This is a genomic window from Thermococcus thermotolerans (genome assembly GCF_024707485.1).
Taxonomy (GTDB): domain Archaea; phylum Methanobacteriota_B; class Thermococci; order Thermococcales; family Thermococcaceae; genus Thermococcus; species Thermococcus thermotolerans.
In genome coordinates, this window is the sequence record NZ_CP102602.1 from 1,290,117 (window position 1) to 1,309,780 (window position 19,664).

A 19,664-nucleotide genomic window follows, 5' to 3' on the forward strand; every position below is an offset into this window, starting at 1 on the left:
GGAGGTAAAGGCATGTACAAGCTCCTGAAGATTAAGGACGTTGTGAGAATCCCGCCCAGGATGTTCACGATGGACCCAAAGGAAGCCGCCAAACTCGTCCTCCGTGAGACCTACGAGGGAATATACGACCGTGACGAGGGCGTTATCCTGGCGGTAATGGACGTTGAGGAGATAGGCCAGGGAGTCATCGTGCCCGGAGACGGTGCAACCTACCACGAGGTTGTCTTTGACGTCCTCGTATGGAAGCCCGAGATGCACGAGGTCGTTGAGGGCGAGGTGATCGATGTAGCTCCGTACGGTGCCTTCATCAGAATCGGCCCGATGGACGGTCTCGTCCACATCAGCCAGCTCATGGATGACTACGTCGTCTTCGACGAGAAGAACAAGCAGTTCCTCGGCAAGGAGACCAAGAGGGTCCTCAAGCTCGGGGACGAAGTCAGGGCAAGGGTCATCGCCATAAGCATCAAGAGCAGGGTAATCAGAGAGAACAAGATAGGCCTCACCATGCGCCAGCCCGGTCTCGGAAAGAGGGACTGGATAGAGAAGGAGAAGCGCAAGGAGGCTGAGGCATGACGAAGGAGAGAGCCTGCAGGCACTGCCACTACATAACGACCGAAGACCGCTGTCCCGTCTGCGGCAGCAGGGACCTCAGCGACGAGTGGTTTGACCTCGTCATAATCACCGAGCCAGAGAAGTCGAGGATAGCCCAGAAGCTGGGCGTTAAGGTTCCAGGAAAGTACGCCATAAGGGTCAGATGATGCTGTTCGTATTAACGCCAGAACTCAGGAGGGAGCTGAAGGCTCCCCTCGGTGAGCTCGTAGAGGGCGAGATTCCCGAGCCGTACCTCCGGATTAGGGGGGAGCTTGAAAAAGCGCGACACGTTGTTACGGTCGGAGACGTGGTCACAGAAAACGTCCTCCGGCTCGGGATAAAGCCGAGCGTGGCGATATACGACCACAAAACGAAACGCCGGGAGTACAACCCAGACATCGAGACCGGCGCTGTGGTGATGACGGTTCAGAACCCGGCCGGGACGATAACGAAAGCTTTATTAAACGCAATCAGAAAGGGCTTTGGACTGGCCGAAAGGGGCCGGAGGGTTTACATAAAGGTGTGTGGAGAGGAAGACCTGGCGGCCATTCCGGCCGTGCTCTACGCCCCCTACGGGAGCATCGTGCTCTACGGCCAGCCGGATGAGGGAGTAGTGCTTATAAGGGTAACACCCGAATGCAAGCTCAAGTGTGGGAAGCTCATGTCGAAGATGGAGGTGGTTCGCGATGGAGATTAAGGTTACCGAGATAAGGGAGAACAAGCTCCTTGGGAGAAAGGAGATATACTTCGATGTCATCCACGAGGGTGAACCGACACCGAGCAGGGCCGACGTCAAGGGCAAGCTCGTCGCCATGCTCGACCTCAACCCGGAGACGGTCGTGCTCCAGTACATAAGGAGCTACTTCGGTAGCCGCGTTAGTAAGGGCTACGCGAAAGCTTATGAGAGCAAGGAAAGGATGCTCTACATTGAGCCCGAGTACATCCTCATCAGGGACGGAATAATCACAAAGGAGGAGGAGTGAAATGGGGCAGAAGTGGAAGATGTACGAGGTCCAGGGCGGTAAGGTCAGGAGGAAGAACAAGTTCTGCCCACGCTGCGGTCCGGGTGTCTTCATGGCCGAGCACAAGGACCGCTGGAGCTGCGGAAGGTGCGGCTACACCGAGTGGAAGAGGAAGTGATTTCTTTTTCTCTTCTCCAAAATCGACCCAGAACGTTTCTTGAGAATCGCCCCTAAACCGTTCTGGTTAGCCGTAACTTGCATGAAGTTTGTAAACGTCGTTACGGCTAACCTTCCCCACTCCCATCTTCATTGTGGAGCTTTCAGGGGGAACGGAAACTCCCCACATCTTCAGGGCTCTCAAACGAATATTCCAACTCCCAACCACATCACGGTCGGCTTCAAAACCACAGTTTGAGCACTTCAAGACCCTGCCCCCATTCGGGCTTAGTTTCTCCCCACATACCGGGCACAGGGAGGAAGTATGAGCAGGATTCACGAAAACAATCCTAACACCCTTCAGCTTAGCCTTGTATTCAATAATTGATTGAAGCTTCCTAAAACTCCAACGGTGAAGACGACCATTCATTTCAGCCGAATACCTGATTGAATCCCTGATTTCAGTCAAATCTTCAAGGGCAATTCCACCGTATTTTTCCGCCAATTCCACTATTTTGTTAGCAAGCTTGTGATAAAGGTCGTTAAGCCTGTTCCTCTCCCTCCGCCCGTATTTTTCAAGGAGTTCCTCCCTCTTCCTTCCAGCCCTGATTTTCCCCTGTATTCTCCGCCTCTTCACAAAGTAGCCCGTCCTAATCTCCCGCTCGTGAGTGATTATTTGAACGAATTCCCCGTTTGGAAGACTGAGCGTTACGTTGTTCTCATTCAAATCAACTCCAACAAAAGCTTTCGGCTCGCTAACTTCAACCTCTTTCGAGAAAACAACGTTGAGAAAAGTTCCTTTCGGCGTTCTAACCAACCACGCCTGCCCAACCTTCCAGTCCCTGAATTTCTCATGGTATTTTGCAGGATAAAACTCTAATTGAACCCTCCCGTCCGGAGTGGAGAGTTTTACAGTTCTATTCTCCAAGTCGAGTTTGAACAGGTGGTCGTCGAGCATTATGACGTCCCTCTTGAAAACTGGCCTGCCTTTTGCCTTCCCCTTCTTCTTCCGCTTCCTAAAGCTTTTGAAGATTGATGTAGCCATCTGGCAAGCCGTGTAAAGGTAATGACTCGGAAGCTCTGAATACTCATTACGAAGGCTCTTGTAGGTTTCCTTTTTGAGCCTGTAAAAGCTGGTTATGTTGTTCTCAAAAGCGTGAGTGATGAGGTAGTTCACGATTTCCCGATAAGTTTGGAAAAGCTCTTCTAATCCCTCTGGAGTTTCCTTGAGTTTGAATTTGGCGGTGAGCTTAATCGTCTCTGAGGGCATTCTTTACCGCCTCGACAAGGCGTTTTTTCCTGTGAGAACGCATACCATAAAGCTTTCCGGCGAAGGAGGTTACGATGGCTAACAAATCTTCAACAAGTTCTTTTTCTATGGCTTCCTCATCGTCGAAGATTACTTCAATCTCAACACCGTGTGAGTTGAAGTATTGTTCGAGGTATTTGAAGCCGAAGCGGGTGAGCCTGTCCCTGTAAGTTATGACAACTTTTCCAACTTCTCCGCTTTCGACGAGTTTGAAGAGCTGTTTTAACCCTCTCCTGTTCTCGTTCAGGCTGGAAGAAATGTCGGTGAGGATTTTGGCCACTTGGTAGCCTCTGGAGGAGCAGTAGTTCTTGAGGTATTCGATTTGTCTTTCTAAGTCTTCTTTCTGGTCTCGGCTTGAGACTCTGGCGTAAATGACGACTTTATCAGGGATTTTACCCTCAAGAATTCTCTTGATTTCGCTTTCAGGGACTCGGTATTCTCTCCCGATACGGTAAGCTTTAATCTCGCCGGATTTAATCTTCCTAATCAATGTTGGTTTGCTGATGCCTAAGAGTTGTGAGGCCTCCCCCGTCCGATAAAGCCTCATACTCCACTCTACCAAAATGAATTATGAAATGAAAACACTTAAACTTTACGCTTTTAACTATCTATGAAACAGCCCAGGACCTCTGGTATGTTGCAAGCTTTTAAGGGGAGCCAGCGGAAAAATAGAGAACGAAAATCAGCCGATGGCCACCTGAACGGCCAGATCAGCCCTGACTATTCCGTAGCCATAGTATATGTCCCATCCAGGGTCCCCAAGGTCATCTGCGGTGGAGTGGAGAATACCCCTGACAGTGCTGGTTCCAATATCGTCGAAGGTTCCGACCGGGAGAACCCTGCCGTACTTGTTGTAGTATGCAGCCTGTATGAGGGCAACAACACCGCTGACGTGTGGCGTTGCCATGCTCGTTCCACTAAGGGTTTCGTAGGTATCGTCCGGATAGGTGCTTAGAATGTCAACGCCTGGAGCACTAACTTCCGGCTGTCTGTTGCTCCAGGAAGCGATCTGATCGTTTACATCACTCGCACCAACGGCGATGACCTCAGGATATGCGGCGGGATAGCTGGGACTGGAAGCCCCTTCGTTGCCGCTCGCTGCCACTATAACCACACCGTAGTTGTATGCCTGGATTATCATATCGTGGAGATACTGGTCGTCCGTTGGGCCTCCAAGGGACATGCTTATAACTTCTGCGGCGTCGTCATCGGGGTCGCCGACGATTATCCCATCGCCGTCCTTGTCGAGAATTCCATCGGGGCCAAGGAGAGCCTGCTCGATTCCGATGGCTATATCGCTGTAGGAACCGCTCCCGCTTGCATCCAGAACCCTGATGGAGTATATTTCAACCCCGGGAGCAACGCCAACAACGCCGATGTCATTGTTGAGCGCGGCTATTGTCCCTATAACATGTGTCCCATGACCATTCTGGTCTTTACACTGGGCTGGATTTGTTGTAACCCTGCCCCGGAGAGTGCTAACACACCATGCTATATTACCAGCCAGGTCCGGATGGTCGTAGTCAACCCCAGTATCAAGAACGGCGACCTCAATAACACCTCCAGAGCCATCGGTTATGCCCCATACATCGGGGGCCCTGACTCTGCTGATTCCCCACGGAATCTGCTGGGAGGGCTGTCCACCTCCGAGCCAGGAGGGTGGCCCGACGAGTATCCTTGCCTTGTGGTCAAACTCTATCATTTTGACTCCCGGAAGCTTCTTGAGCCTTCCAACGGCTGTTGAAGGCACCTCCACTACTACCGCGTCTATCAGCTTAAACTGATAAACAACGTGGCCGCCTATTGTGGCAACGTCTGCCGTGTTGAAGTGTCCCCTGTCCACGTGCACTATCACTCTAATAAGTTCAGGCTTCTCTGCCGTCGCTGGAACCCCCAAAAGAGAAAGCACAATCAGGGCCACTAAAGCAATTGTCATATCCTTCCTGCTCATTTACATACACCCCCAAGCAGTCAAGAACATCGATGACAAATAATTTAAGCCTTGGGTTGCGACCAGTGGAAAAATTGAAAGTTCTGAGGATGAGATGTTGTCCCGGATTCAACTTGAAAAAAAGAACGTGTCAGATTTACAAAGTATCGGCGGCTTCGGTTAACACTCTCCGTTAAGTTCAAAAACTGAACATCATACCCCACGTCATGCCCACATACTACGGCATCAAGCTCAGGCTCCATCCGCAGGTCTACGAGCCCGCTGAGGATACCTTCCTCTTAGCTGAAAACCTCGCGATCAGGGAAGGAGATACCGCCCTCGACGTCGGCACAGGAACGGGGCTTATAGCACTCCTGATGGCCAGAAAAGCCCGCTTCGTTCTGGGAGTGGATATTAACCCCCTCGCAGTTGAACTGGCGAGGGAAAACGCAGAGCTGAACGGCATCCAAAACGTTGAGTTCCGCCTGAGCGACCTCTTTGAGAACGTTTCCGGAAAGTTCGACGTGATAACGTTCAACGCCCCTTACCTCCCCGGCGAACCGGAGGAGCCAATAGACCTGGCACTGGTTGGGGGCAAAACTGGAAGAGAAGTCCTCGACAGGTTTATCCAGGAAGTCCCAGAGTACCTTAAACCCTGTGGAATCGTCCAGATAGTCCAGAGCTCGATAACAGGGGTGGATGAGACCCTTAAACAGCTGGAAAAAGCCGGGCTAAGGGGAAAAATAGTAGCTAGGAGGCATGTATTTTTCGAGGACATCGTCCTGATAAACGCTACGCTGAGTGATTGCGTTTGACCTCGAAGAGGAATTTAATCCTGGGCCTCTCAACCGGCTCAACCTCGTCCTCAAAGAAGTCAATTTTAATCTCCCTTGCATCCAGCGCGGGTTCTGGCTTTATCCTTTCAAACATGAAGGAAAAAGCGACGGCCAGCTTTTAAAGTTTTCGCAGATTGCCGAACTATTTTTCGACGATAAAATATCGTCCCATGAAAATTCCACACACCCGACCCATCACCTTTTTAAAAGGATTCCATGAGTTGAACCCAGAGAGAGATTTAGGTGAGGCTAATGGCGATAACGTTCAAGTCTGACCCAAACATGCCCGATGAGATTGCGAGACTGTTTAAGAAGCAGCACTACGCCCTGGTGGGAAGGCACAGCTCGGTCAAGCTATGCCACTGGCTAAAGGAGAGCATAAAAAAAGGCAGGTTCTGCTACAAGCAGAAGTTCTATGGCATCCACTCGCACCGGTGCCTGCAGATGACACCCGTTACAGCTTGGTGCAGCCACAACTGCATATTCTGCTGGCGCCCGATGGAGGGCTTCCTTGGAACCGAGTTGCCTCAGCCTTGGGACGATCCAGCCTTCATCGTCGAGGAGAGCATAAAGGCCCAGAGGAAGCTCCTAGTAGGCTACAAGGGCATGCCGGGCATAAACATGAAGAAGTTTGAGGAGGCGTGGAACCCGAAGCACGCCGCCATAAGCCTCTCCGGCGAGCCGATGCTCTACCCCTACATGGGCGACCTGGTGGAGGAGTTCCACAAGCGTGGATTCACCACTTTCATAGTCACCAACGGCACCGTTCCGGAGAGGCTGGAGGAGATGATACGGGAGGACAAGCTCCCGACCCAGCTCTACGTCTCTCTGACCGCCCCGGACATCGAGACCTACAAGGGCGTCAACGTTCCCATGGTGCCCGATGGATGGGACAAGATAAAGGAGTTCCTCAGACTTATGGGCGGCGCTGATACGAGGACGGTGGTCAGACTCACCCTCGTCAAGGGCGAGAACATGCACAACCCGGAGGGCTACGCGAAGCTGATAAAGCTGGCCAACCCGATGTTCATCGAGGCCAAGGCTTACATGTTCGTCGGCTTTTCGAGGAACAGGCTGACCATCAACAACATGCCCCGCCACGAGGAGATACGGGCCTTCGCTGAGGAGCTCGTCAGGCACCTCCCAGGATACCACATCGAGGACGAGTACGAACCGAGCAGGGTCGTGCTCATCATGAGGGACGACGTTGATTCCCACGGCTCCGGCAGGGAAGGCAGGTTCATAGGACACTGAGTCCCCTCTTCTCCCCATTATGGAAAAAGTTTATTTATTCTGGCCGCTTAGAATGAGTTTAGGGGTGTAAGGTGATGAAGAAGGTTCTGGCTCTAGTAATGATTGTTCTCATGCTGATTCCAGCCGTTAGCGCCGGAGCAATAGACGGCTCCGCAAGGTTTCTCAAAGATGCCGCCAAATCCACCCAACAGACGAGGGAGATAAGTCTGGCCATAATGGCCCTCTCGGTGGGGGCCAGTGACCTGAACTGGGACATAACCCCCGACCTCGTTACCCTTGTCAACAGCATGCTCAGCTATCAGAACCCGGACGGCGGATGGGGTCTCTATCCCGGGGAGACCAGCAACGTGCTCGACACGGCCTATGCCGTCATAGCCCTCAAGAGGGCTTATCCGCACCTCAAGACCATGGAGAGACTGGAGATAAAATCAGCCCTCAACCGCGGCCTTTCATACCTCCTCTCTGCCGAAAACAAGGCGGGTTGGGGATACGTGCCCGGAACACCGAGCTCCTGCTATCCGACGTTGTTGGCTATCTGGGCCTTAGGAGAAAACGGATACAGCTACAACAGCAGGGTAGTCAGAAACGCGGTTGAGTACGTGGAAAACGCCACCTGCGAGATCCCGGAGTACGAGGCACTCGCCCTCAGGCTCATAGCCTACCACAGCATAGGCTACCAGGTATCCAACGAGACGTTGGAGACCGTAAAGGAGCTCCTCCTCAACGAGGACAGCCTGAAGATGAAGGAGCGTGCCATGCTCACGTACGCCCTTGTCCTGTACACTCCCGTGGATTTTGACACCGCGAGAATACTAATCAAACTCGAATCATACGGCAAAAGCACAAACGACCTCGTGTACTGGATGAACACCCCTGACCTGTTCTCATCAACGGAGCTCATAGCCACCACCTCCTACGCCCTCATGGCCCTTTCAACCACCTTCGAACTGCCCCCTGCAAAGGAGGTCAAGAACCCCTACGAGATGCCGTGTCAGGAGCTCAAAAACATGCAGAACCCCGACGGCGGATGGGGCCTCGGACTCAACAAGCCCTCTGACGAAAAGGCCACCTATTATGCACTGACTGCGATTCAGGCGTGCTATCCTGAGAAGGAGAGCATAGAGAAGGCCCTCGCGTGGACAAGGGAGGCATTTAAGAACGACGCGGCCTGGATGGAGAAGAACCGCAGGATGTCCGTCGGATACTACTATGCCCTTAAAACGCTTATCATGTACAGCAACATAACCGCCGAGGAGAAAGCCCAGGCGGAGGAACTGATACGGAGTGTCCAGCTCGACTACGGCCTCTGGGGCAACACTGTACTTGGGCCGCAACCCTATGAGACCTCCCTGGCAATCAAGGCCCTCCGTGAGCTCGGGGTTCCTGCAAACGATGCCATTATCCAGAAGGCAAAGGACTGGCTCCTGAGCATAAGCAACGGTGGGTGGGGGACATACGTAACCACCGAGTACTACTCCTACATGCTCAAACCGGACGTACTGACGACCATAACCGTCCTGGAGGCCCTGGAGGGAATAGCCACCCCCGAAGAGCTTAAGCCCCACATCGAGTGGCTTATCGATCAGAGACTCGATGGTGGCTGGCCGTACTGGAAGACTTACTACGTCTGGGAAAAGAACAGGGAATTTCCCGGAACCCCGACAGTGGAACTAACGGTAAGGGCGACAGACCTCCTCATCGGCTACGGTTACAACTACACCAACGAGACCCTGGACTTCGTCATGAACGCTAGAGACTCCAGTGCCATAGACAAAAAGACGATAGAAGTCGCCAGTGCAATAAACTACCTCTCACGCTTCCAGTACGTTCCCCCCGTGAGCCTCTACGACATAAAGGACGCCCTTGACAGCGATGTGTTTGGAATAATAGCGCCCGGCATGGACAACGAGAGCATCGGGGAGATAATAAATACCCTCAACGACCTCTTCAGCGGCGGCTTTATCCAGCTCAACACGACCTCGATTGGCGAGGACAGCTACATAGTTATGGCGAACTTCGGGGACTACCAGCTCAGACCGTACAACCCATACCTGAAGTTCTACGTGGAGGAAGGAACCGTAACCGTCGGAAACATCACCGTACCCACCAACAAAGCTGTCGTCCTTATTCCGGGCAAGACACCCAAGGGAGTCGTCCTCTTTGTGCTCTACGAACCGGAGAACGCCGAAATTGCTAAAGAAATATTCACCACCGGTTTCATCAGATACATAAGAGGGGACGCGATGGTCCTCCTCATCGAGAACGGAAGGGTGAGGGTAATAGTGGTGGGGTGATTAAGAGGTGAGGGCTCTAATCATCGGGGTCGGCCAGTGCGGGACGAAGATAGCCGACCTCTTCGCTCTGGTTGATTTCGAGGCTCTGGCCATAAACACATCGAAGGGAGACTTGGATTACCTCAAGCACGTCCCCCATGAGCGGAGGATACTGATAGGCGAGAGCCTGACCGGCGGCAAGGGGGTCAACGCGAACCCGGTACTCGGCAGGGAGGCCATGAAGCGCGACCTACCACTGGTCATGCGCAAGATAGGTTCAATAATAGGCTACGAGGACGTCGATATATTCTTTCTGACCTTCGGTTTCGGAGGCGGAACGGGCGCCGGAGGAACGCCCGTCCTGGCCGAGGCGCTTAAAGAGGAGTACCCAGATTCCCTTGTGGTGGCGATAGGAGCGCTTCCCCTCAAGGAGGAGGGCATAAGACCAACCATAAACGCCGCAATAACCATCGATAAGCTCTCCAAGATCGCCGATTCCATAATAGCCATAGACAACAACAAGCTCAAGGAGGGTGGCGATGACATAACGCGCGCCTACGAGAGGATAAACTACACCATCGTTGAAAGGATAGCATCGCTCTTAGCCCTGGTTGACGTCCCCGGCGAACAGACCCTCGATGCAAGCGACTTGAAATTTGTTCTGAAGGCCTTCGGAAGCTTTGCAACCGTTGGCTATGCCAAAGCCGAGGCGAACAAAGTCAAAAGCCTCTCCAGGTTAATAATAAAGTCCTTCGAGAGCGAGGGCCTGTACCTTGAGGCGAACATTGAGTCAGCACTCTATGGATTGGTTGCCATTCACGGGCCGCCGGAGGTTCTGAAGGCGGCGGAGATCTTTGAGGCCCTGGATTACCTCACAAACAAGATAAGAGGCAAGCAGATATTCCGCGGCTTCTATCCAGACCCGCGCGAGAGGGAAGTAGAAGTCGTTACGCTCCTCAGCGGCATCTATGAGAGCAGGAGCATAAAGGACATAATCATCACCGCAAAGAGGTACGCCCAGTCATTCATGGAAGCGAAGGAGGAAGCGGAAACCAAAAAGAAGGAGCTCCTAAGCGGCCTGCCCGACTTCGACGACGTGTACGCCAAGGGGGGAAGTGAGCTCAAGGAGATATCCCAGGACGGGGAGTATCCGGACATAGAGGGGATAAGCAGGAAACTCAGGAGGGAGAAGGATGACTGAACCCATCAGGGACTCGGTAGAGGTCGCCCTGGAACTGGACGAGAAGGAGGTCTATTCCCACATAGCCCACGAGAGTGCCGAGGACATCATCAGGATTATATCCTCCCTCGATGCGGAGAGGGCAAAGCTCCACGGGGAGGTAATCTACTACAAGGACGACTGGGACGACCTCATCAGGGAGCGGATAGCGAAGGGAAAGCGCCATACCGCATTTGATTTTTACAACCCTGCCCTGCTGGACATCTGGGAGCAGAAGGTCAAGGAGATCAAGGAGGCAAAGAAGAGGGAAAAGATGAGCTACGCCGCAATAGGTGCGCTTATTGCTGCCACCGTGGCTGCTACGGTATTCTTAGGCCAGCCCTATATCGTACTGGGACTTGCAGTGCTCCCCACGGTTCTTCTGATAAGGGATTCCACCCGGGAAAAGCTTGATTTAATTTACTACGAGCTAACGCAGTTCTTTATTGATGAACTGAAAGGGCTCATTGAAAAGCACTCCCTTCCGCCGGAGAGGTATAAGTTCAAAATATTCAGCGGTGATTACTTCGGTGTCAGGACTATAAAGGTCGGAACGGGTCTTTTCGCCGTCGTAAACGCCGAAAAGCCCGAGAGTAACGATTAAATAGATGTTCGGAGATATACCATACTGAGGGGAGAAATATGGTGATAAAAAAGCGCGGTCAGGTCTCACTTGAGTTCATGCTGATCTTCGGAATGATGCTCATCCTCCTGCTGTACTCGGTAAACAACATAACCTTCAGGGAGGGCTCCACATCAACCGAGACCCTGCGCATCCAGATAAGCCTCGAAGAGAAGAACCTCGCCAACGCGATATCAAATACCATCTCCCAGGTTTACGCCCAGGGTCCTGGAGCAAAGTCGACCACCTACGTGAGGATCACGTATCTGCGAGACCCGGATATGCTCCTGAAAGGCCTGGGTGTGAACAGCCCCAAGGTCTTCATAACATACGGAAACTACAGCACCGAAGGAAACGGTACGTACGTTACCGTCGTGGGGACCAATGTTGATGCTGTCCTCAGTGGCGGAGATAAAAACGTATTCTGGAGCCGTGCCATGTACCAGGCCGTCCTTTACACCAGTCCTTCCGTGTGGTCTCCTTCAGGAAGTACCACGTTCAACGCAACCACAGTTTACGGCCTTGAGATCGATCCAACCGACCTTCCCGGAACCCTTGAGATAGTCGTGGAGTGGAATCCCGACAATCCCAACTCATGGACATTTGATTCAGTGGCCGGTGAGCTCCACATAAACATAAACCCCGGTGGCTGAAGATGAAGCGGGGACAGATTAGCCTTGACTTCCTCTTTGCAGTGACCCTGATAACCATCACAATGCTCAACCTAGTCTATATTGCCGACAGCGAGAGAGCCCATTCCGAAACCTTTGACACCATCGCAAAGCTGAAGGCATTCTCCATCGATATCAGGGACTCTGTTGTCAAGGTCTACACCGCCGGAGAGGGATTTACCGTGAGGAAGGAACTCCCGATAAACCTGGATGCAGGGGACAGGGTAACCGTCAGTCTTGTTGCCCCGGATAGCGTCGTTGTTAACGCCACAATAGGGGGGAGGGGATACCGGGTGATCCAGAAGAGCCCAGTACCGATATACGAGAACACCTCTGTGACCCTTACAGCGACGGATAAGGACTTTGGAATAGTGGCAACGTACAACGAAACGGAGGGGAGGCTGGATGTCACCCTCTCGCCGTAAGGCACAGACGGCCATAGAGGTTCTATTCATAACAGCAATAATTCTCGCAGGGATCCTTCTGGTTGTTCCCACGTATCTGGACGAGAACACAGCTTCTTCGATAATATCCTACGTTAGAGGTTCCGCCTCAGATGCATGCGCCTACCTGAATACTGGAGTCATTATTAACGAGAGCATCTACACTCCCCTTAACGCAATAATAAACGCCAGTAACTACACGTACAGGGCGTTTCAGCTCGCAGGGGTGCGCACGGCAGAGATTAACGGCACGATACAGGTCAACGTCACGATAACCTATACTGGAGCCGGGCTTCCTGAAAGCACCGTTGAGGCAAACATAAAACAGTACATCGAGGATGACCTGACATCCAAGACCAATGTGGTCAAACAGGATGGAAAGCTCTACCTCGGTGGGAGAGAGATTGAGATAAACGTGGATGTGGTGAGAGTATGAGGAGAGGCCAGCTTCTCTCGCTCGATGCGATGCTGTCGATGGTCATAATAATCCTGCTACTTGGCACTATCACCACCACCTCAAGCGCCCTGAAGGGAGAGATAACAACCGTACTTGGCTGGTACGAAAGAGCTAATGTTGGAGATAATATGCTGGACATACTCGTCAAAAACCCAGGAACTCCAAACAACTGGCAGACCGACCCCAGCAATCTGGCTTTCATCGGGCTGGAGAACAGCCAGTATCCCACAACCATAGACTATTCAAAGATAGAAGCCCTAAGTGAGGCCGTTGCCAACGACAACCCCACAGTACGGGCGTTGTTGGCAAACATTAGCATGGGAAAGGACTTCACCCTAGGGTTCTACCTCACAAGGGTCGAGATCGAGGGGAACGTAACAGTCATACCCCCCCAAACCGAAGGCTCTGTGGACATTCCATCCGGGGGTCATCTCTCTGTTACTCCCCGCACTGGATACGCATACGGGCTGGGGCTCATCGCTGAGTGGATAAGCCCCGAGAGGAGCGACGCTCCCGGTGTGGGGAACATAGCAAACGTTACAAATGTAACTGCTGGAGAAAGCTTCGTCTTCAAGCTCGCGGAGGACGGGAGTGTCAGGCTTGATCTCGTCGGTCCAGGAAATCAAGGTGGCCCTGTGAACTACAACATACCAGCGGGTTCAATCGTCCACATAGACGTTGAGACCGGGTACCTTCTTATAGGATGGAACAGGCTCGCAGACGGCACCTACGAGCTCTGGATTCCCCTGCACCGTCTGGGACAGCAGATATGGACCACCTGGACGGGAACAGTATGGTGGGGACAGGGGGGAACCGTCTCCTCAACAAACCTGACGATCAGGTACGTCTACGCAACCAGGGTTGTGAACGCAGACTACAACATAACTATGATAAACGGCACTTTCGTGAGTGACCCGGCAACGATAACGGCCTCCAGGGAGCGTTCACCGTGGGTAACCTACACCGAGAGGAGAATCCCACTGACAAAGATGGTCTACAATCGGAGCTACACCATCACCACCGATTCTCTCCCAGCTGAACTCTACGTTGGGACAATATACACTCCAATCCCCGACTACATGGCGCTCAAAGTTGCATTCAACGGCACCGGTCACGTTGTTGCCGTGGCGTGGATGAGGGGCACCAACATATCTGGATACTCTGTCATGGCGGTGTACAAGACCTCCGCCGATTCAAACGTCAGGGCAATCATAAACCAGACGGTCAACGGGAACTCATATGTCAAATCCTACTCCTCGGAGAACCCGTACTACGTGATAATCCCCTGGAAGGAGTTCCTTACTCAGATAAACCCGGGAGAGAGCCTCGATATCTACGTCTGGGTCTACGAGATGAAGGACATAGCGACGGCCGAGATAACAGACCTTAACGGGATTGATACCATCATGAAGCCCCAGGCGAGTCTGGCGGTGCTAAAACTGTGGGTGTGGGATGACTCATGAAGAGGCGAGGCTTCATATTCACCCTGGACGCCATACTTGCTCTCCTCCTAGTCACCATGTTCGTGGTCAGTATAACCCAGATTAACCCCAGCGCCCAGGTTTATTCCACGTACATGCGCTCCCAGTCAAAATACGTCGCTGACGATGCATTAACCATGTTCAGAACCCTCCCCCTGAGGGAACTGGTTCCCCCAGAGAAGCTGGAGGAGTGGATGACTGGCCCAGACCCCGTCATCAACACAACGCTTGTGACCCCCGACATGTCCCCAATAGATATAGTCGCCACTTACTGGGCGACGGCGCCGCTTTTCCCCTCCGCCGACCTAAAGCACAAGGCCGAGATAATTTTGGGGTACGTACTTAACAACACCCTCAGGGACTACAACTACGAACTGATGATAAACAACTACACCAGCCCGTACCTCCGGAAGGTTGGCTCCAACTACTCCGCGGCCAGAGACGTAACGCCGGCAACCCTAATACTGAGCGGATACGCCTACAACCAGACGCCGAGGGGCTACATGGCGAGGGCGTTTCTCAACAAGCTGGGAAGCAAGGAGAACACGTACACCATAAGGGGCGGGTACATATACTCCCGGACTGACAATCAAAACGATGAGGTCATAATCAGGTACATAGTCCCTGCGGACGCCATTCCGCGAGATGCCCAGGTGGAGGAGATAACGTGGTTCCTAGAGCCCGCATGGGTGGGATCCAACTACGAGATATACCTCAACGGCCAGCTTATCTGGTCTGGGTACGTTAACAACAACCAACTGATCCAGGATACAAACCCCAGCGGTGGGTACGCCCTTATAGAGAACTTCCACCCCGGAGAAGCCAACGTGTTCGAAGTTAGGGTCTACAAGCCCGGATACGACGGCGGTGAAGACGGCGCTCAGTATATACGGATAAGATACCGCACGGCAATACCATCCACGCTCAGGTTTACTGATAGGTTCTACTTCGAGGACGTCACAGCCAGATATGGAATAACTGCGTGGAAGTACCTCTTCGTTCCAGGAGAGATAGACTCTCTCAGCGTCCAGATAGCCGTTGGGAACGTATCCCCAACCACACCAATCACCCTTTCGTTCATGTTCAACAACGAGGTTTCCGTACCGCTCAGCGCCCCCTGTCAGTACAACTCCACTACCAGAGTGAAAGTGTGCTACTGGGACAATGAGACGATAGCAAACGCACTGGCCAGTGCGGGATACAACTACACTCACATATCCAGCAGATACACGACACTAATCGTGAGGGCAGGAAACGGGAACACCAGGTACAGCCCGAACATTCACTTAATAGGGAACGAATCGTTCGTCTATGCCGATTACACTCCGGGCGTCCTCATTACCTCGTACACAATAGACGTGACCGAACCCATCACCCTTCCAAATCAGGATTGGACGCGCTCGGTGACCATAAACTTCAACGTTCCCCAGGGTGTGACCCCGCTGTGGGTCAAGTTCCAGTTCCCGTGGCTGTATTACGTTAACTACGGTGAACCCTCGCAGTCAATCCGCGTTGACAACCCCGAGATAGACCCCACCTACATATACCAGCACCCACCAAACCCCTTCATTTACGCACTCGCCAGGGTTGGCTATACCAGAAACACCTTCGATTACCAGTACAACCCCCTCCCCAACGCGATAGCTCCCGGAACCAATACGATAAACATCAACCTCGGCCAGGGTTACTACCTCCAGCCGAGCAACGGGGACGGCGAGCTCACATACGTTATTCAGGGATTTGCCGGCTATGGGGACGTTTTTCCGGAACTTCTGAGGTCCGGTTGTTCAGGCTACAACATAACATACTACTGGAGCGGGGATACCTCACCGCACTACGTGACCGCGGGAGATGCCCCGTACTGTGACGTCACCGCTCAGGATCTCCTCGATGGAATGGACAGATACGCCGTTGATGATGCAATAATAAGGCTCTTCCGCAACCTCGGCGGAGATGGGACGCAGGCAAACCCAATATTAGTACAGCTACCGCCAACGGTAAACATAGTCTTCGTATCCATGGGCAACATCCCCGGCCTGTTCCAGCCCATTACAATAACACTCAGAGTCTGGAGGGAGAACGGATGAAGAAACGGCGGGCATTTCTAATGAACTCAACGGCCATACTCCTGCTGATACCCCTCATGCTTCTCCTAGCCACGTATGAGGACGTTTCATCCCAGATAATAATGAGTCAGAGCGAGAGAACCCAGGTTGAGAGAACGTACAGGGTGGTATCGTACGTTGAGATGGACTTCCAGAGAACCCTTGAGATATCCGGAAAGAGGGCGATAGTTACCGTTGTAGACTACATTGCAAACACTCGGGACTTTCTGGATCCAAACGACCCGGACGGTATGGCGAACGCCACTATACGCGACCTGGTTTTGTTCGGCCAGTCACCCCAAGTCGCGAGTAACTATTCCGAAAGGCTGATGAGAGATCAAACCGTCTTAGGCTGGCTCGGAAACATGTCCACCGAACTTAGAAGACAGGGCTATGAGCTGAAGATAGCGAACAGAACCATTGCCGAAATCGAGGCTATGAGCGTATCCCAGAGGAGCAGTTTTCTCAGAAGCAACATAGAACTAACCGTTGCCCCCCTTGACGCGTTCAGGATCGTTATACGCGCCAGAATAAAGGACGTGACGATTTCAGACGTCTCGGGCAAGGTTGTCTATACCGGCCCAATACCGAGGGAGAACTACGTTTACTCAATAATCTCAATCGAAAACCTTGAGGACCCCATATTCTCGGCACTCACCTACGGCAGGTACTACCGCTCAATTGAACCCTGTGAGTACACTTTCCCCGAACTCATGGATAGGCCCGTTAGAACACTCTACGGGAACGGCACCAGCACCAGTGACCATGTACTCGGCAAGTATTCCTCCACAGCCTGGGACACCGGACACATATTCTACGGCAACTCCTACCCAGGAGATGGTGCTGATGGATACGTGCTCCGCAGCGGGGACATAGCCGGCGTTACCGCCCCGATAATCGTCAATACCACAATAAACGGCGTCCCCATCTCCCCGCTTGAGATCTTCAGCGACGATGACGTGGGAGTCCTCGTGTTCGGCAATGTTAGTGCGACTAACCACTGGTGCGGATCCAACTACAAGTGGAGGGTCAACATTACGATACCCAGCTACGCCGACGGAAGCCTTGTGCTCCTAAAAATACCGGCCTCAATATTCCCCGGCATATATCACACCGATGGAACTGCCTCAATGATGATCTATGAAAAGTCCAGCATCGCGTGCACTCCGGTGCCCTTCTGGATAGAGTACTGGGGAACCTCCTACGTCTGGATATGGATAAGGGCCAGCGGTACTGACTACTCGATTTACTTTACAGACAACCCGTCCTATGCCACCGATGGATATAACAAGGAATACCTATTCTGGCTCATCGACACGTTCGACGGCACATCAATAAATCCCGTCCTGTGGAACAACCTAGCCGACGCGTATCTTGACGGGAGCGGCCATCTCGTCGTTCCAGGCGGAACTGAAAAACTCGCCCTCCAGACGGTCAATGCAATAGACGGTCCATTTTTTGTGAGGTTCAGGATGAAGCCGGACAGCACCGCTCTGGACTTTGATGGAGGCGTTGAGACGGAGTTTAACTATACGGAAACCCAGGCTTTAGGAAATTATCTCAAGGTCATCATAAGCTACGATGGACCGGAGCTCATAGACCCGACAAACGTCCAGGTGCCAATACGTCTCAGCGCCGCAAATATAAGCGGCATAAACTCCGACCCCGCAACGAACAGAGCGGAGATACTTACATACTCCGACCCGCTCCTCCAGAACAGGATACCCTTCTGGATAGAATACTGGGACACGAACGGCGCTCAGATATGGGTAAAGACTAACCTCACGTACATCGGAAGAACCTGGAGCAACGGATGGGTGTACCATTATAACGCCACAGTTTACATTAAATACAACACGGGCACACTCACCAGGGGAGACGGGAACCAGGTCTTCGAGTTCTTCGATGACTTCACAGGTACAACTTTGGATACAGGGAAGTGGGACACCCATGGAAATCCAGCCGTAAACAACGGCTATCTCCTGCTTCCGAGCAGGAGCTGGATATGGTCAAAGGCAACTTTCCCGAGCACATACATAATGGACATTAGAGGAAAGCTTGTCGACAACCCCGGAATAATGTGGAACATCCGCAGGAGCACGGGATGGGGTCGCATTGAGGACATCAACTACTACGGCGATGGAAGGGGGTATCTGTGGTGGTTCAACGTCCTGACGAGCAACTGGATTGGATGGTATGACTCTAGTACGACGGAGTACACACTAAACTCATTCCAGAACATAGAACTGAGAGTAACACCATTCTGGACCGACATATACCAGTTCTCAGACTGGACCAACAAGGTTCTAAGGAGCTCGTACAACGCTGGGGCTAGTAGCAACCGTGCCATAGGTTTGGAGCAGTGGAATGGAGGCCCCAGCGAATACGACTGGATATTCGTCCGCAAGTACCTGGAGGACGAGTACCTGAGCTACACCATAACGCAAGCCGGAGGCACCCAAACAACGACAGAGACGGAGAGAGTACAGTTCATCGACGACAATCCAGGATTCAGCGACCACAATGGGGACACGCTGGCCATACTCGAAAACTGGGAAAACAGCTTGGTGTCAGACAACCCCACGACACTGTCTGACTACCGCAGGTACCAGATTGTATTTACGCCTGTTTCCGGAGGAGTAGATCTTGAGTTCACGGACGTTGACAACCCGCTAAGAAGCACCACCGTGAGAATAAACAAAGAGCCCGTATCACCTACAAAAGTGGGCATCGTGATAGACAGCCAGCCCCAGGGCACCCTCATTAATACCGCATACTTCGATTGGATAGTTATAGGCAGGATGCCCTACTATACAACCGACTCCATAAGCTCCACCACCGTTGAATCGGCACCCCAGACAAGCAGTGCATACAATGCCCGTGCCTACGACCTGCAACCGCTGATATCATGTATAGTAGATCAGAAGTACTTTGGGACGTATAATGGAATATCGTTCTTTGAGCGCCTTGAAAACAGTGTGACCAACCATGCTAAATACTTCCAGCTGGCAAAGGAGATGCAGGACGAGCTGGGAATGAAATATGGAGGCGAATACTATCCCATCGGGCTCGTCAGCTTTATGGTGCCCAATGCTGACTACGACCGTAAGCTCTTTGATATATTCAACAACTTTGGAATAACAGTAGAAGACGGACAAAGTAGCGTGGATTACTACTTCCTCAACTATTACTTCGGAAGGATGGACAAGACGCCAGCCTATCGTGTCTGGGGCATATCCTACGGTACGAGCGCTCTCACAGGGGATTTGAGCGTTGTGCCATTCTTCCTCGACAATCAAACGGCAGCGGCCATACTTGGACCAACCGGAGCAGAAGACCTGCTGAAGAGGTGAAA

20 protein-coding genes are annotated in these 19,664 nt (G+C 52.4%); 16 read left to right on the forward strand and 4 right to left on the reverse strand.

The window, feature by feature from the left end:
- Positions 1 to 12: 12 nt before the first annotated feature.
- Genes NUS69_RS07455 through NUS69_RS07475 form a run of 5 tightly spaced genes read left to right on the forward strand, consistent with a single transcriptional unit; the run spans position 13 to position 1,731 of the window.
- Entirely contained in the window at positions 13 to 573 is a 561-nt protein-coding gene (locus NUS69_RS07455) for a DNA-directed RNA polymerase (protein ID WP_258083199.1), read from the forward strand.
- The gene (spt4, locus tag NUS69_RS07460; RefSeq protein WP_258083200.1) at positions 570 to 758 is read left to right on the forward strand and encodes a transcription elongation factor subunit Spt4; all 189 of its coding nucleotides are present in this window, start codon (positions 570 to 572) and stop codon (positions 756 to 758) included. Before NUS69_RS07455 ends, spt4 begins: the two co-directional genes overlap by 4 nt.
- A complete protein-coding gene (locus tag NUS69_RS07465; RefSeq protein ID WP_258083201.1) occupies positions 755 to 1,288 on the forward strand; it encodes a GTP-dependent dephospho-CoA kinase in 534 nt (177 codons plus the stop codon). The genes spt4 and NUS69_RS07465 overlap by 4 nt, the downstream gene beginning before the upstream one ends.
- Positions 1,278 to 1,574, forward strand: a complete 297-nt coding sequence (locus tag NUS69_RS07470; RefSeq protein ID WP_258083202.1) for a 30S ribosomal protein S24e — start codon at positions 1,278 to 1,280, stop codon at positions 1,572 to 1,574. The genes NUS69_RS07465 and NUS69_RS07470 overlap by 11 nt, the downstream gene beginning before the upstream one ends.
- Position 1,575: 1 nt before the next feature.
- Positions 1,576 to 1,731, forward strand: coding sequence for a 30S ribosomal protein S27ae (locus NUS69_RS07475; RefSeq protein WP_055429196.1), 156 nt, complete (start codon positions 1,576 to 1,578; stop codon positions 1,729 to 1,731).
- A gap of 66 nt (positions 1,732 to 1,797) precedes the next feature.
- Here the strand turns inward: NUS69_RS07475 and NUS69_RS07480 are convergent, their stop codons facing one another.
- The 3 genes from NUS69_RS07480 to NUS69_RS07490 all read right to left on the reverse strand — a co-directional run bounded on the left by NUS69_RS07480 (position 1,798) and on the right by NUS69_RS07490 (position 4,969).
- On the reverse strand, positions 1,798 to 2,979 hold the full coding sequence (locus NUS69_RS07480) for an RNA-guided endonuclease InsQ/TnpB family protein (protein ID WP_258083203.1): 1,182 nt from the start codon (positions 2,977 to 2,979) through the stop codon (positions 1,798 to 1,800).
- The gene (locus NUS69_RS07485; RefSeq protein WP_258085040.1) at positions 2,960 to 3,565 is read right to left on the reverse strand and encodes an IS607 family transposase; all 606 of its coding nucleotides are present in this window, start codon (positions 3,563 to 3,565) and stop codon (positions 2,960 to 2,962) included. The genes NUS69_RS07480 and NUS69_RS07485 overlap by 20 nt, the downstream gene beginning before the upstream one ends.
- Before the next feature lie 135 nt (positions 3,566 to 3,700).
- Positions 3,701 to 4,969: a S8 family peptidase gene (locus tag NUS69_RS07490; protein WP_258083204.1), complete on the reverse strand. Its 1,269-nt coding sequence runs from the start codon at positions 4,967 to 4,969 to the stop codon at positions 3,701 to 3,703.
- Positions 4,970 to 5,175: 206 nt separating this feature from the next.
- On the opposite strand from NUS69_RS07490, the gene NUS69_RS07495 reads away from it, so the two are divergent.
- Positions 5,176 to 5,763: a HemK2/MTQ2 family protein methyltransferase gene (locus NUS69_RS07495; RefSeq protein ID WP_258083205.1), complete on the forward strand. Its 588-nt coding sequence runs from the start codon at positions 5,176 to 5,178 to the stop codon at positions 5,761 to 5,763.
- Here the strand turns inward: NUS69_RS07495 and NUS69_RS07500 are convergent.
- A complete protein-coding gene (locus NUS69_RS07500) occupies positions 5,741 to 5,878 on the reverse strand; it encodes a hypothetical protein (protein ID WP_258083206.1) in 138 nt (45 codons plus the stop codon). The two genes, NUS69_RS07495 and NUS69_RS07500, sit on opposite strands and share 23 nt — an antisense overlap.
- A gap of 158 nt (positions 5,879 to 6,036) precedes the next feature.
- Here NUS69_RS07500 and twy1 point away from each other — a divergent pair, with 158 nt between their 5' ends.
- From twy1 to NUS69_RS07550, 10 genes are all read left to right on the forward strand, one after another.
- The gene (twy1, locus tag NUS69_RS07505; RefSeq protein WP_258083207.1) at positions 6,037 to 7,038 is read left to right on the forward strand and encodes a 4-demethylwyosine synthase TYW1; all 1,002 of its coding nucleotides are present in this window, start codon (positions 6,037 to 6,039) and stop codon (positions 7,036 to 7,038) included.
- Positions 7,039 to 7,112: 74 nt separating this feature from the next.
- Positions 7,113 to 9,332: a prenyltransferase/squalene oxidase repeat-containing protein gene (locus NUS69_RS07510; RefSeq protein WP_258083208.1), complete on the forward strand. Its 2,220-nt coding sequence runs from the start codon at positions 7,113 to 7,115 to the stop codon at positions 9,330 to 9,332.
- Positions 9,333 to 9,339: 7 nt separating this feature from the next.
- Positions 9,340 to 10,512 (forward strand): FtsZ/tubulin family protein, encoded by a 1,173-nt coding sequence (locus NUS69_RS07515; RefSeq protein WP_258083209.1) that lies wholly within the window; start codon positions 9,340 to 9,342, stop codon positions 10,510 to 10,512.
- Positions 10,505 to 11,134, forward strand: a complete 630-nt coding sequence (locus tag NUS69_RS07520; RefSeq protein ID WP_258083210.1) for a hypothetical protein — start codon at positions 10,505 to 10,507, stop codon at positions 11,132 to 11,134. The genes NUS69_RS07515 and NUS69_RS07520 overlap by 8 nt, the downstream gene beginning before the upstream one ends.
- A gap of 38 nt (positions 11,135 to 11,172) precedes the next feature.
- Entirely contained in the window at positions 11,173 to 11,805 is a 633-nt protein-coding gene (locus NUS69_RS07525; RefSeq protein ID WP_258083211.1) for a class III signal peptide-containing protein, read from the forward strand.
- Positions 11,806 to 11,807: 2 nt separating this feature from the next.
- Positions 11,808 to 12,248, forward strand: coding sequence for a hypothetical protein (locus tag NUS69_RS07530; protein ID WP_258083212.1), 441 nt, complete (start codon positions 11,808 to 11,810; stop codon positions 12,246 to 12,248).
- On the forward strand, positions 12,229 to 12,702 hold the full coding sequence (locus NUS69_RS07535; protein WP_258083213.1) for a hypothetical protein: 474 nt from the start codon (positions 12,229 to 12,231) through the stop codon (positions 12,700 to 12,702). Before NUS69_RS07530 ends, NUS69_RS07535 begins: the two co-directional genes overlap by 20 nt.
- A complete protein-coding gene (locus NUS69_RS07540) occupies positions 12,699 to 14,186 on the forward strand; it encodes a hypothetical protein (RefSeq protein WP_258083214.1) in 1,488 nt (495 codons plus the stop codon). The genes NUS69_RS07535 and NUS69_RS07540 overlap by 4 nt, the downstream gene beginning before the upstream one ends.
- On the forward strand, positions 14,183 to 16,291 hold the full coding sequence (locus NUS69_RS07545; RefSeq protein ID WP_258083215.1) for a hydrolase: 2,109 nt from the start codon (positions 14,183 to 14,185) through the stop codon (positions 16,289 to 16,291). The genes NUS69_RS07540 and NUS69_RS07545 overlap by 4 nt, the downstream gene beginning before the upstream one ends.
- A complete protein-coding gene (locus tag NUS69_RS07550; RefSeq protein WP_258083216.1) occupies positions 16,288 to 19,662 on the forward strand; it encodes a DUF2341 domain-containing protein in 3,375 nt (1,124 codons plus the stop codon). Before NUS69_RS07545 ends, NUS69_RS07550 begins: the two co-directional genes overlap by 4 nt.
- Positions 19,663 to 19,664 lie beyond the last annotated feature (2 nt).

Coding starts and splice junctions, on each gene's coding strand:
- NUS69_RS07455 (WP_258083199.1), top strand. CDS start 13: ATGTACAAGCTCCTGAAGATTAAGGACGTTGTGAGAATCCCGCCCAGG.
- spt4 (WP_258083200.1), top strand. CDS start 570: ATGACGAAGGAGAGAGCCTGCAGGCACTGCCACTACATAACGACCGAA.
- NUS69_RS07465 (WP_258083201.1), top strand. CDS start 755: ATGATGCTGTTCGTATTAACGCCAGAACTCAGGAGGGAGCTGAAGGCT.
- NUS69_RS07470 (WP_258083202.1), top strand. CDS start 1,278: ATGGAGATTAAGGTTACCGAGATAAGGGAGAACAAGCTCCTTGGGAGA.
- NUS69_RS07475 (WP_055429196.1), top strand. CDS start 1,576: ATGGGGCAGAAGTGGAAGATGTACGAGGTCCAGGGCGGTAAGGTCAGG.
- NUS69_RS07480 (WP_258083203.1), bottom strand. CDS start 2,979: ATGCCCTCAGAGACGATTAAGCTCACCGCCAAATTCAAACTCAAGGAA.
- NUS69_RS07485 (WP_258085040.1), bottom strand. CDS start 3,565: ATGAGGCTTTATCGGACGGGGGAGGCCTCACAACTCTTAGGCATCAGC.
- NUS69_RS07490 (WP_258083204.1), bottom strand. CDS start 4,969: ATGAGCAGGAAGGATATGACAATTGCTTTAGTGGCCCTGATTGTGCTT.
- NUS69_RS07495 (WP_258083205.1), top strand. CDS start 5,176: ATGCCCACATACTACGGCATCAAGCTCAGGCTCCATCCGCAGGTCTAC.
- NUS69_RS07500 (WP_258083206.1), bottom strand. CDS start 5,878: ATGTTTGAAAGGATAAAGCCAGAACCCGCGCTGGATGCAAGGGAGATT.
- twy1 (WP_258083207.1), top strand. CDS start 6,037: ATGGCGATAACGTTCAAGTCTGACCCAAACATGCCCGATGAGATTGCG.
- NUS69_RS07510 (WP_258083208.1), top strand. CDS start 7,113: ATGAAGAAGGTTCTGGCTCTAGTAATGATTGTTCTCATGCTGATTCCA.
- NUS69_RS07520 (WP_258083210.1), top strand. CDS start 10,505: ATGACTGAACCCATCAGGGACTCGGTAGAGGTCGCCCTGGAACTGGAC.
- NUS69_RS07525 (WP_258083211.1), top strand. CDS start 11,173: ATGGTGATAAAAAAGCGCGGTCAGGTCTCACTTGAGTTCATGCTGATC.
- NUS69_RS07530 (WP_258083212.1), top strand. CDS start 11,808: ATGAAGCGGGGACAGATTAGCCTTGACTTCCTCTTTGCAGTGACCCTG.
- NUS69_RS07535 (WP_258083213.1), top strand. CDS start 12,229: ATGTCACCCTCTCGCCGTAAGGCACAGACGGCCATAGAGGTTCTATTC.
- NUS69_RS07540 (WP_258083214.1), top strand. CDS start 12,699: ATGAGGAGAGGCCAGCTTCTCTCGCTCGATGCGATGCTGTCGATGGTC.
- NUS69_RS07545 (WP_258083215.1), top strand. CDS start 14,183: ATGAAGAGGCGAGGCTTCATATTCACCCTGGACGCCATACTTGCTCTC.
- NUS69_RS07550 (WP_258083216.1), top strand. CDS start 16,288: ATGAAGAAACGGCGGGCATTTCTAATGAACTCAACGGCCATACTCCTG.